The sequence below is a fragment of the Halocatena pleomorpha genome (assembly GCF_003862495.1).
GTDB classification, from domain to species: domain Archaea; phylum Halobacteriota; class Halobacteria; order Halobacteriales; family Haloarculaceae; genus Halocatena; species Halocatena pleomorpha.
Genome location: NZ_RRCH01000017.1, coordinates 12,348 through 23,894 on the forward strand (window position 1 = coordinate 12,348; position 11,547 = coordinate 23,894).

The 11,547-nt window shown below is 59.7% G+C and carries 14 protein-coding genes and 1 pseudogene; 9 read left to right on the forward strand and 6 right to left on the reverse strand.

The features are described 5' to 3' along the window. Together EIK79_RS08200 and EIK79_RS18050 are read right to left on the reverse strand one after the other, a co-directional pair. The gene (locus tag EIK79_RS08200) at positions 1 to 1,926 is read right to left on the reverse strand and encodes an asparagine synthase-related protein (RefSeq protein WP_124954639.1); all 1,926 of its coding nucleotides are present in this window, start codon (positions 1,924 to 1,926) and stop codon (positions 1 to 3) included. A gap of 76 nt (positions 1,927 to 2,002) precedes the next feature. After that, entirely contained in the window at positions 2,003 to 2,197 is a 195-nt protein-coding gene (locus EIK79_RS18050; protein WP_124954640.1) for a hypothetical protein, read from the reverse strand. Between the two features lie 98 nt (positions 2,198 to 2,295). On the opposite strand from EIK79_RS18050, the gene EIK79_RS08210 reads away from it, so the two are divergent. From EIK79_RS08210 to glmS, 7 genes are all read left to right on the forward strand, one after another. After that, positions 2,296 to 2,541, forward strand: a complete 246-nt coding sequence (locus EIK79_RS08210; protein WP_124954641.1) for a hypothetical protein — start codon at positions 2,296 to 2,298, stop codon at positions 2,539 to 2,541. Beyond that, the gene (locus tag EIK79_RS08215; RefSeq protein WP_124954720.1) at positions 2,538 to 2,933 is read left to right on the forward strand and encodes a fluoride efflux transporter FluC; all 396 of its coding nucleotides are present in this window, start codon (positions 2,538 to 2,540) and stop codon (positions 2,931 to 2,933) included. Before EIK79_RS08210 ends, EIK79_RS08215 begins: the two co-directional genes overlap by 4 nt. Next, positions 2,930 to 3,283 (forward strand): fluoride efflux transporter CrcB, encoded by a 354-nt coding sequence (crcB, locus tag EIK79_RS08220; protein WP_124954642.1) that lies wholly within the window; start codon positions 2,930 to 2,932, stop codon positions 3,281 to 3,283. Before EIK79_RS08215 ends, crcB begins: the two co-directional genes overlap by 4 nt. A 53-nt stretch (positions 3,284 to 3,336) precedes the next feature. After that, positions 3,337 to 3,555 carry a hypothetical protein gene (locus EIK79_RS08225; RefSeq protein ID WP_124954643.1) on the forward strand — a complete coding sequence of 73 codons (219 nt, stop codon included), beginning with the start codon at positions 3,337 to 3,339 and terminating at the stop codon, positions 3,553 to 3,555. A gap of 87 nt (positions 3,556 to 3,642) precedes the next feature. Beyond that, positions 3,643 to 4,320 (forward strand): DUF5828 family protein, encoded by a 678-nt coding sequence (locus EIK79_RS08230; protein ID WP_124954644.1) that lies wholly within the window; start codon positions 3,643 to 3,645, stop codon positions 4,318 to 4,320. A gap of 146 nt (positions 4,321 to 4,466) precedes the next feature. Beyond that, complete coding sequence (gene glmU / locus EIK79_RS08235) at positions 4,467 to 5,654, forward strand: bifunctional sugar-1-phosphate nucleotidylyltransferase/acetyltransferase (protein WP_124954645.1); 1,188 nt, start codon at positions 4,467 to 4,469, stop codon at positions 5,652 to 5,654. Continuing rightward, the gene (gene glmS / locus EIK79_RS08240) at positions 5,654 to 7,486 is read left to right on the forward strand and encodes a glutamine--fructose-6-phosphate transaminase (isomerizing) (protein ID WP_124954646.1); all 1,833 of its coding nucleotides are present in this window, start codon (positions 5,654 to 5,656) and stop codon (positions 7,484 to 7,486) included. The genes glmU and glmS overlap by 1 nt, the downstream gene beginning before the upstream one ends. Before the next feature lie 297 nt (positions 7,487 to 7,783). On the opposite strand, the pseudogene EIK79_RS08245 reads toward glmS, so the two are convergent. Next, positions 7,784 to 8,719 (reverse strand): annotated as a pseudogene (locus EIK79_RS08245) (RNA-guided endonuclease InsQ/TnpB family protein); the annotation flags it as partial. 66 nt (positions 8,720 to 8,785) lie between these two features. After that, complete coding sequence (gene tnpA, locus EIK79_RS08250; RefSeq protein ID WP_124954647.1) at positions 8,786 to 9,175, reverse strand: IS200/IS605 family transposase; 390 nt, start codon at positions 9,173 to 9,175, stop codon at positions 8,786 to 8,788. A gap of 216 nt (positions 9,176 to 9,391) precedes the next feature. Here tnpA and EIK79_RS08255 point away from each other — a divergent pair, with 216 nt between their 5' ends. Further along, positions 9,392 to 9,640, forward strand: coding sequence for an antitoxin VapB family protein (locus EIK79_RS08255; RefSeq protein WP_124954648.1), 249 nt, complete (start codon positions 9,392 to 9,394; stop codon positions 9,638 to 9,640). Continuing rightward, a complete protein-coding gene (locus EIK79_RS08260) occupies positions 9,630 to 10,022 on the forward strand; it encodes a PIN domain-containing protein (protein WP_124954649.1) in 393 nt (130 codons plus the stop codon). Before EIK79_RS08255 ends, EIK79_RS08260 begins: the two co-directional genes overlap by 11 nt. Before the next feature lie 102 nt (positions 10,023 to 10,124). Here EIK79_RS08260 and EIK79_RS08265 read toward each other — a convergent pair whose 3' ends face one another. Next, a complete protein-coding gene (locus EIK79_RS08265; protein WP_124954650.1) occupies positions 10,125 to 11,255 on the reverse strand; it encodes a hypothetical protein in 1,131 nt (376 codons plus the stop codon). 15 nt (positions 11,256 to 11,270) lie between these two features. Then, a complete protein-coding gene (locus tag EIK79_RS08270) occupies positions 11,271 to 11,543 on the reverse strand; it encodes an NUDIX domain-containing protein (protein WP_124954651.1) in 273 nt (90 codons plus the stop codon). Between the last annotated feature and the right edge of the window lie 4 nt (positions 11,544 to 11,547).

Genomic DNA, 11,547 nt, shown 5'->3' on the forward strand with positions numbered 1-11,547 from the left:
TCATCCCTCGGGCGTGGTCGAGTGGGGTTCGATAACGGAGTCGGGATTCGCGTCTGTGTTCGCATCCGTAGTCGTATCGTCGCGGGCAGCCGTATCAGTGACATCCATTTTGAGGAACGTCAGCAGCGAATAGAGGATCGGCGTGTTGTCGGTTCCGTCGAGATGGTCCTGATAACACTCCCACGCCCCTTCGAGATCCATAAACGGCAGGGCGTCGAGCGTCGATTCGTGGGTGCGCAGGGTGTCGGTCGTGAACGACTGTGCCCGGATGAGTTCTGTTCTGTTCGGCCACGGCGTATGATCGAGATGTGGCTCCGGAACGTCGTTGTCAGCGATGTGCTTCCACCAAAATCCGTGGATGTTCTTTCCGATATAATCAATGGGGAAATGATATTTGACGGGGACGCCGGTGTGGGCATGAGGGATCTCAGCAAGCGTCGGTTCGATCGCCTCGATCGCTTCGTTGACGAAGTTGCGCCGGAGGAAGTACTTGACTGGGATCTGCTGTTGGAGATCCACGATCCGGTTGTCCAGAAACGGCGTTCGGTACGGTCGCATGTGCGCGAGGCTCTCCGAAAAGATGGCGTCCGTATCCGCACCGATCGGATAGAAGCTCCCATACAGCGCCAGATCGCGCAGGCTGTTGTACCGAACGCCGTGGCTGACAATACCCTCGTCGTCGGCGTGAATGTTGGACCGTATGATCGATGACAACGACTGATCGTCGATCCCAGTGAAGTACGGTAGCGGCTCGATCGCTTCACCCACCTGTGCAGAGACGTACTCGTCGATCGAGTCGATCGACTGTGCGATCGGTAGTGTGAGGTTACCGAGGGAGTTCAGCGAAAGCGTTCGGGTTTCGAGTGGGCCACCACCGAGCAGCATGTCGGCGTACAACCCGGAGACGAGCACGTCGACTTCCTCAGCGATCTCCTCATGGAAACCGAGGAAGTACGCCTGATCGAACCAGCCACTGAAGTTCGACAACGGCGGCGCACGGTCAAGCAGTTGGGCGTCGTATTCCGCATCACGTTCCAACAGTTCGAACGTGTTCCCGGTCGCCTGTGCCGACCGTTTGGCGGTCTTCGCCTCGCGGCTCATCCAATCGGCGTTATGAAACGTCGTGACCGGTTGGTCGATCGCACCCAACGCGAGCCGGGAATCACTCCCGCCGCTCAACAGCAGCCCATACGAAAGGTCGTCGTCGGTCCACTCTTCGAACACCTGTTGGATCGTCTCAGTGAACCGATCGCGGAAGTACGAAAACGGCTTGTCGATCGGGTCGTGGCTTGGAGTCCAGTACGTTTCGGTCGTCATCTCCAAATCGTCGAGATCGATGGAGACGATCGATCCCGGCGGTAGCTGTCGCACGCCCTTGATCGGTGTTTCGACGCCGAACACGCGCCTGAGTTCCAGATATTCGTACAGATACGGCAACTCGAATTCTGGATCGAGATCGGGATGGGACACCAGTGATTGCGACTGGGAGGAGATGAGGAGCGTCTCCTCAGTTGGCCGAGCGTGGTACAGCGGTCGGGTTGCGAACCGGTCGGTGACCAACGACAGTTCGTTTTCCGTCTGATCGTATATGGCGAGTGCGAAATTCCCGTTCAGCCCCTCAACGAAGCGCATTCCGAACAGTTCGTACAGTTGAGCACAGAACGCTGCGCTCCCCTCGGGCGGGCCGTTTCGGGGGGCGTAGTTGCCTTGGGAGCCGTAGCCGTACACGTCACCCCACACCCAGATCAGCACGTCTTCATCGGCAACTGCCGGTTGGTCGCCTGCGAGCAGTGTATGCAACGACGCACGGAGTTCGAACCGATCATCACGGTAGGTGACCGATTCCTCCGCGTCGTCCCAGCCAATGGCGTCGGCCATCGCGTCCGGAAGCGATCCCTCACCGATTACACCACACAGTCCAACCATGTTCACACACCTCTCCTGATAGACGACTCATCGTTACAACTTGAATACATGAAGCGCTGAGAATCGAGCGCCAGTATCACGGCTGACACCTCCGATAGCAGCGTATCGACGTGGTCGCGGCGGGAATCGATCCGGCACCGATGACGCCCGCCACCGTGCCTGTGTCCGTCCCGACAGTCGAACGCGTGTGACACCGTTCGACGACACCGATGGGTCGAACGCATCGCGCCAGTGGTGGCCGTTCACGATCCGGGTCACGAGAAACGTTCATCAACGACGCGTATGCCCGGACATCACTTCAACCCACCTCTTTGGTCCGCCACCTTTTTTCCGGGAGGGTAGCCGAAGGCCACCGCTCCCGCAAAAAAGATGGGGGCAAAAAAAGCCGCGAGCGAAGCTCGCGGTGCTGCGGGTTCGTACCGCCGCCGCGACCGCTACCGCCGTCTCTGTTGGTTTTCAGTCGTCAGCGTGAACGGCTGGTTGCTCGTCTACGACGCGCTACCTCAGCAAGTCCACACCGGAGTGCATATCCCGACACCGTTCGGACCTTCGACCGAGAACAACGGCTCCGTCGGTCTTCATAGCCGACGAATTCAGGAACGACAATGGCGATGACAAACGAGCATCCATTGGTTCGGTTGGAAACGGCCGTGCTCATCGGTATCGGCGGCTTTGCCGGGTCGAACCTCCGGTATTTCCTTGATGGGGTTGTGCCGGGACCGCAAGTAATGGGAACGCTGGGTGTGAACGCCGTGGGTAGCGTCGCGCTGGGATTCATCCTGTATGAAGCGATGCACAGCGGGCTTCTCGGGGAACAGACACGGACGGTCGCCGCGACCGGCTTTCTCTCTTCGTTTACCACCTACAGCACGTTCGCCGTCCAAACGACGCTGCTCGGATCGCCGCTGTGGATGCTCTTGAACGTTCTCGGCAACTACGCGCTCGGGTTCGCTGGCGTGTTGGCCGGTCGGGAGTTGGCACGAGCCGTCAAGGTGAGCGACGGATGAGGATCGATCCGGCCCACATCGTCGGCACCGGCGGAGCGCTCGGGGCGCTGTTGCGCTATCTCCTCGGCCAGTGGATCGACGCCGATACGTTCCCGGTGGCTACGGTTGCTGTCAACGTCATCGGCAGTTTCGTGCTCGCCGCGCTCACGTTTGCCGGCTCCTCAGAAACGGTGGTGTTGTTGCTTGGGACCGGTGCATGCGGCTCATTCACCACGTTCTCATCGTTTTCCGTCCAAACGGTCCGCCTTTGGGAGACCGGTGACCGGAAGCGGGCGCTGTGCAACGCCGTCGGAACGCTGCTCGGCGCAACCGGAGCGATTGGACTCGCGTGGGTAGCAGTAGGACAGTAGTACCGAACCGCGTTGATCGGGTGATTCATGATCTTCGACTGCCAATCACACCCATGGACAGCTCACGAACCGAATCGTGTGGCCGGTGTGCCATGACGAGCGTGGTCGAGATGACCGACAGGGCAGAAGACGGTGGCTCGTCGCCGTTCGAGGGCGACCGGATCGAACTCGACGCCGACCGGCTCCGCGTGGCGTCGTTTCCGATGGTGCTGGCCGGGAAAGCGAAACGGCGTGTCGACGAGTTGGGACACACGATCATCCATGGTTGGTAGTGAATCAGCAACTGGATAGCACGCTTTGCCGGGTCTCGGAGGGCAACAGAGAAGTTTTTGCCGTTGCACACCTACCGCCGAACGCAGATGGAAGAAAGCGTGACCGGGTTTATCGACCGGGGGACGTGGGGCGATGTCGTCGAGTTCGGAGAGCGCATCACGCGCGCACTCAAAGACAATGATGTTGCCGGCTCCGAATTCGAAGAGTGGGACGAGTGGAGACCGAAAAGTCACGAGCGCTTGGACGACGACGTGAGCAAAAAGACCGCACAACAGGCGAGCGTCGACGAAAGTGCCGGAGAAAAAGCCGGAAAACAGCCCGATGACGACATCAAAACGGCGGGGGAGAAACTCACGGAATCGTACAAAAAGCTCGACGAAGACACCGACGAAGCAGTCAACAAATGGAACGAGTCGATCGATTACGTTGCCCGTGCGGCCGACTCGGCGGGTCGGAAAGCGATCCGTGCGGTCGAGGGAGTGGTGTACAAGAACGTCATGACCCAACTCGCCCCGTACTACTTCGACAACGACATTGTCAGCGCGAACCTCCAGCGGATCGACGACGATCGATCGACCTACCGACTGGAAGTGAACATCAACGACGACGATCTCCGGATCCGCGTCTCGAACGCGCTGGCTGATTACGAGCAGACCGTCGATCGGTGGCACGTTGACTGTGAAAAGGACACCGAAGCGCTCGAAACCGTCGAAGGCGGTACTGTCACCGACAACGGCGTTGATTCCCACCCGACGACGAACTGAAGGGCGGGAAACGAGAGTGACAGTATTTGTTATACTGATCTTACAAAGGACAACTATAGCGGTCGATGATTTACGTCTGTACGATTACTCTATTAGAGACGGACAAAGTCAGAACATTCACAACACTGGCGGTTGTGACGTTGGTTATGCCAACTGACACCGCTGTGGTTCTCGCGGCGGGGGAAGGGACCCGTCTGCGTCCGCTGACCCGAAACCGTCCGAAGCCGATGTTACCAGCCGGTAACAGACCGATTCTCGAATACGTTTTAGACGCACTCATCGAGGCCGGGATCGGACGCCTCTGTCTGGTTGTCGGCTACAAACGCAGTCGGGTTCAGGAGCATTTCGGACCCACCTACCGAGACGTTCCGATCGAGTATGTCGTCCAGTCCAAACAGTTGGGGAGCGGGCACGCGCTCCAACAGGCAGAGGAGAAACTCGATGGCTCGTTCGTTGTGGTGAACGGTGATCGAGTGATTGAGCCATCGATCATCACCGACGTGCTTGAAGCGTCGAAAACTGACGACGCGGCGACGCTCGCAGTGCTCGAACGACCGGCCGCAAACAGGTATGGGGCGGTCGTCATGCGTGATTCAACCATCGTGGAACTGATCGAGAAGCCAGATGATGAGTATCGGCTCGTCAACGGTGGCGTGTACGTGTTCGACCAACGCATCTTTGCAGCTCTGTCGGAAACGACGCGCCGGAGCGGTAGCCTGTTGTTGACCGACGCGGTCGACCTACTGATCTATGAGGCGACCGTTCGGGGCGTCCGAACCGAGGGACTGTGGGCCGACGCGACGTACCCGTGGGATCTCCTGACGGTTTCGCGCGCACTGCTCGAGCGCGGACTCATCGACGGCGATCACCCCGAAACGGACGTGTGGGTGTCAGAGCGAGCGATCATCAACGAAAACGCGACGCTCCAGCCACCGGTCGTCATCGGTCCGGACTGTGAACTGGGACCGGGTGCTGTCGTCGGTCCCAACGTAGCGTTGGGACAGAACGTGACGATCGGGGCGAACACGACTGTCGAGTCGAGCGTCATCGACACGGACACGCGAATCGGGGCAGGGAGCACCTTACTCGACTGCGTGACCGGACAGGACGTGAAACTCGGAGCCGGAACGGTCGTTCCCGGTGGTCCGGCGGACGTGCAGATCAACGAGAGTCTATTCCGGGACGAACATCTCGGGGCGGTGTTCGCGGATCGGGTGCAGTCCGGTGGCGGCGTCCGCTGCAAGCCGGGCGCGCTGGTCGGGACGAACGCCCGGATCGGCACCGGCGTCGTTGTCGATGGACACATCCCCGAGCGATCGGAGGTGGTCCGCTGATGTGTGGGATCATCGGTTGTGCCGGCCGCGGTGATGAGACACTCGACACCCTGATGCACGGGCTTTCGAAGCTCGAATACCGAGGGTACGATTCGGCCGGTGTCGCGCTCTCGAACGAGGATCTCAGCGTTCGACGGAAGGCAGGAACACTCGATGCGCTGCGCTCCTCCCTCTCGGGACAGACACTACTCGATGGCGACGACAGCGCGGTCGAAGGCGACGGGTTACACGACAACCCAGTCGGGATCGGACACACGCGATGGAGCACCCACGGCCCACCGACGGACACCAACGCCCACCCACACCGGGACTGCACGGATCGTATCGCGGTTATTCACAACGGAATCATCGAAAACTATCAGGAACTCAGGGACGAGTTGGCGGCCGACGGCCACGAGTTCCACAGCGATACGGATACGGAAGTCGTCCCACACCTGATCGAAACCGCGCTTGAAACCGGGATGGCACCTGAAGAAGCCGTCCGGTCCGCGATTTCGAGGTTGGAGGGAGCGTACGCGATCTGTGCCGTGATCGCCGGCGTCGACCGGGTTTTTGCCGCGCGCAACGACTCGCCGCTCGTGCTCGGCATCAGCGAGGAGGCGTATTTCCTCGCGAGCGACGTTCCGGCGTTCCGGGAGTTCACCGATCAGGTCGTCTACCTCGACGACGGCGAGTTCGCCGTGATCAACAAAAACGGCTGGCGGGTGACCGACACCGACGGCAACGTGGTTGAAAAATCGATCAACACGATCGAGTGGGATCCCGAGGAGACGGGCAAAAGCGGCTACGATCATTACATGCTGAAGGAGATCCACGAACAGCCGCGCGCGCTGCGCCAGTGTCTCCAAGGGCGGGTCGATGAGTTCGGGGGCGAAGTGATCCTCGACGAACTCAGTGATCTCGACCCAGAAGCCGTCCAGTTCGTTGCGTGTGGAACGTCCTATCACGCCGCGCTGTACGGTGCACAGCTGTTCCGATCGATCGGCATCCCAGCCCAAGCGTTCATTGCGAGCGAGTACGCCACGAGCGTGCCCCCCATTGAGAACGATCTGGTTATCGGCGTCACCCAGAGCGGTGAAACCGCTGATACGCTCAGCGCGCTGCGGGAAGCCCGCCATCGCGGGGCGAAAACCCTCGCGGTCACGAACGTCGTCGGATCGACGGCGGCGCGTGAGTGTGATGAAGCCCTGTACATCCGGGCCGGGCCGGAGATCGGCGTGGCAGCGACCAAAACGTTCGCCTCACAGCTGATTACGCTCTCGTTGCTGACGCTCCATCTGAACGGATCGGAGGACGACCGCGAGGTCATTGCCGGCTTGCGGGATCTTCCGAGCAACGTGCAGGCGATCCTTGACGACACGAATGCCCGAGAGATCGCGGAGGAGTACCATGATTCGGACGCTTACTTCTTCATCGGCCGTGGACTGCATCATCCGGTCGCGCTCGAAGGCGCGTTGAAGTTCAAGGAGATCAGCTACGAACACGCCGAAGGCTTCCCCGCCGGAGAACTCAAACACGGCCCGCTTGCGCTCGTCACTGAAAACACGCCCGTGTTTGCTGTGGTCACCGGCGACGGTGAGCAAGCCCGGAAAACGATCGGCAACGTCAAGGAAGTCGAAGCCCGCGACGCGCCGGTGATCGCTGTCACTGACGGCGTATCCGATGTCGAACGCTACGCCGATCACGTCCTCGAAATCCCCGAGAGCACGCCACGAACGGCCGCGTTGCTGGCGAACGTTCAGCTCCAACTCGTTTCCTACCACGCCGCAGCGTTACTCGGCCGACCCATCGACAAACCACGGAATCTCGCCAAAAGCGTCACTGTCGAGTGATCGGTGGGGTATCGCGGGGCGTATCGTACTGTAACAACGGTATTTTTCGACTGTGAACGGGCGACGGTCGCCATACCCGTAGCCACGTTCTCGACAGGCCACGAAGACACTGCAATCGTATCGATGGACTGTCCGTGATCGAATACCGACGTCGCCTTCATTTTCGCATCTGGTCATTTCAACTATCTGTACTGATGATGGTTTTGCTGGCATGCCCAACGAACGTTGACCTCCTCCCGCGCCTAAAGACGCGGGAATCCCACCACGGGATTTCAGGCCGGTCGTGGCCCTATGGTTTCAAGACGCATACGTTCCAAGCGTCTCCTCTGTGGTAGCATCGGCTTGGGTGTCTTGCGGGGCGGTCAAACGCCCCCCATCCTCAGCCGAGTCATCGCCATCCGTGTGTTCTCTTGGATGGCTCTCTCCGCTGAGGTAGCGGTCTGCGATGTTTATCGCGCCGTTCACGTCCGCTTGGTACTCGCCCATCCAGCAAGCGTCGTTCGTACACTTGAACGTCGCCTGTCGCGGGCGATACCCCACTTCACCACAAGCGTGGCACTCCTTCGACGTGTTGCGCGGGTTCACCGTCTCGACGGGGATACCCTTCTCGACGGCTTTGTAGCGTATCTGCGCGTGGAGTTTGGCGAATCCCCATCCGTGGAGACGCCGATTCATGAAGTCGCCGTAGTCCATCGACTCCCGTATGTACGTCAGGTCTTCCAGAACAAGAACGGGATTCTCGACGGACTCGGCGTACTCCACGACCTCGCGGGTGACGCGGTGGAACACGTCGTCTATCTGGTTCCATATATCGTCCCCGAAGGACTCCCCGATACGCTCGCTTCCGCGCGTCTGGAGTCGGCGCGTAGCGGTGAAGTAGGTCTTGCGGAGCCGACGAACAGTCTTGCCCTCGTCGGCCCACAGTTCGGGCGCGGGCGGAGAACCGTGGCCGTCGCGGTGACACACCGTGACGAGTGACGCTTTCCCGATGTCTACTCCGATGGGCGTCCGTTCTTCGGCGGATGCCTCGGAGCGTTCCTCTACGTCGCGGGTGGCGGTAACGTGGAGATACCACGTTCCGTCCCGCTCGAACAGCCGACTCTCGCCCATCGTGGCATCTCCCGCGTTCAACGCTTCCAACCAGTCCCGCTGTTCGGGATTCGGTTGGGCGGGCATCCAGAGGTGGTAGTCCTCGTGGTGCGGGATTTTGACGTACCACTCGATAGCGTTCTCGGAGTTTCCGCCACTTGTGGGCGTTCGGCTCTACCAGTTTGAGTTCGAGCGTCTTCGTGAGTTCGGTCACGAGTCGCCCTCCTTGTGTTGTTGGATGTAGTTCTCGACTGTTTCACTCGAAACGTGCCCGGCAGTCCCTGCGTAGTAGCCTCGCGCCCATCCGATTTTCTCGCCGTCGTGGTCGGCGTATCGGTGGTTGTATTTGCGCGAGGAGATACCCTTGAACCAGTTGGCGAGTAGTGCCGGTTCGTTCTTGGGCGGGCTACTGACGAACAGGTGAACGTGGTCGGGCTGTACGGTGAGGTCGAGAATTTCGACGCCTTTGTCGTCGGCTATTTCGTGGAGGATGGACCGGACACGACTGGCACCCTCGCCTTTGAGTACCGACTGTCGGTACTTCGGCAACCACACTATGTGGTAGTTGAGGTTGTAGGTTGCGTGCCGTGTGGTCTTCATCCGTATTGCACACTATGGTCCGTCGGCGTCTTAATACTACCGATAGAACGGTGGGAAATCCAGCCGTGGCGTCGTCGGTGGGTGTGTAGGCTATGGTCCGCTTGCCCCCCGCCTAAAAACGGGGGTATGCGCTCGTAACTTTATCAGAACCGATTGCGAAACGCACAGACGACGGGAGCACAAAGGCTTATAGGATCAGCACAACACTCTATAAGTATGGGGGCAACCAAGACCATCGCTGTGAGTGAGACTGCGTACGAACGACTCAAACGTCGCAAACGGGAGGGTGAGAGTTTTGGCGATGTTGTCGAGCGCCTGGCCGGGGAACGCTCCCTCTTGGAGTTTGCAGGCACTGGAACGCCCGATGATGGATTCGCTGACGCTGTCGATGACGCGAGCACGAGCCTCGATAGATCGACAGAGGAAACGGCTCAAGAGCTGACCGAGAATATGAATGATACTTGATACTTCGTTTCTCATCGATATCCGACATGGAGATCCAGACGCACTCCGGTGTGCAAGCAAACTTGAAGGCTCCCCGCATCAACTGCGAGTGTCTGCCATTACGATGGCCGAGTTACAAACCGGCGTCACGCGTGCGGCGGAGTCAGTCGATGAGTTCTCCGAAATGATGGCGGTGACGGCGACAAAAGACATCGTTCCCGTAACGCGTGCCATTGCCCTCCGTGGTGGTCGACTGCATGGCGAACTGAAAAACCGTGACGAATCGGTCGAATTGGACGACTGTCTGATTGCTGCAACAGCACTCGACTACGAGGAGCCGGTCGTGACCCGCAACGTCTCACATTTCGAGCGGTTCGATGGCGTTCTGATCCGCGAGTACTGAGTTCATCCGGCCATCATCGTTTGGTGTCAGAACTATTCTGATAATTGGTAGGAACTTCGGTGTGGTTGGTGGTACAGTCCGTGATAAAAGACTCATAGGTATTTATCGTGATCGTATCACATCAGTCAAGCGCATGAGCGTATCGAGCACCGAAGAATCGGATTCTTGCGTATGCCGCGACTGGTCGCTGTCACGCGGGCAGCCGACTTCGGGATCGTCGGGGACCGTGGGACCGTAGTGGTTGTTCGATCCCACGCGAAGCCGACAGAACGGTTCGTCAATCCCTTGGCGGACGGCCTCGCCGCGATCGCCGGACGGCTCACGCTCGTGGGCGAACCAGTTCCGGTCGACAGTCGACTGTTGGGCTGGAATCCCACGGATGTCTACCGCCTCTTGAGACCGGCCTAGCGAATCGTGGGTGTAAGCGAACGTGTTGTACTGAATTGACACCTTCTGTCCGGCGAGAAGGTCGTCCTCACACGATACGTTCTCGGACAGCCGGTGCATGTCGAAGGCGTGGGAGACGGGTGACGGTCCGATGAGGTTGTAGTGCGCTCTAAAGCCGTTGGTGTCGTAGCCAAAGCCGGTGACAGCGTGTCGGTTGGCGTCGAAATGCGTGTGTTCGATCCGGCTCCACCCGTCGTAGATCTCGATACCGTAGCCGAGCGTCTCCATTCGGTTGTGATGGATCTCATTGTGGTGGGCAAAGCCCTCCGTGGGTTGGTCGCGCGCTCCGAACGCGATCGCGGCGTGTGGCCATCCGAACAGCTCGCAGTTGTCGACTTCGGCGGTGTCGCCAAACAGGTGTAGCCCGCAGCTGTACGCCGCCGTTGCGTCGGAAAACTCCTCTCGCGGATCGAAGTAGTCGGTTCGTGGGCCACGGAGTCGGAGTCCTGTCACGCGGACGCTCGCAGCCCGCGAGCGAAACAGCCAGCGCGGGAGGCCGTCGGTGTACACCAATCCACCCTCAGAACCGTCCCGGCCGCGTCCCGAGGCAAGGGTAACGCCTTTCCCAAGTGAAATGCTCGACTCACCGGTGAGATCGATCTCTGCGTCATCAGCGACGTAGACGACAATATCGGACGCTCCATCAAGCGCCGCGAGCAAGTCAGCCCGCGAATCGACGACCCGGTCGGCTCGCCCCGGATCTGTACACTGATTGTATGTCTCGCCGCCACCCACGACCGAGGCAGCGGTCGTCACCGACAGCGGTGTGCTCGCGTTTTTGCTCACCCGGTCACGTTCGAATCACCGAACTGTAAGCTGTTTGGCCGCGGTTGAGGGGACGACGACCTCGCCAGCTACCATCTCCCCCACCTCGACTGTCGTTTCCTCTCGGATCTCCCGGCGAACGGTCGTCTGTAAAACGTCGTCATCGGTCTCGGCGTCGACCGTGCCGCCGATCAGACTGAGTTCGCCAGCGGCGTGGTCCTCTTCTTTGGAGCGCGTTCCGAGGAGATACGCGCTGTCGTCGCACACAGCTCCCTCAACGTTGCAGACGTACGCCCGATCGTTGCTCATACCA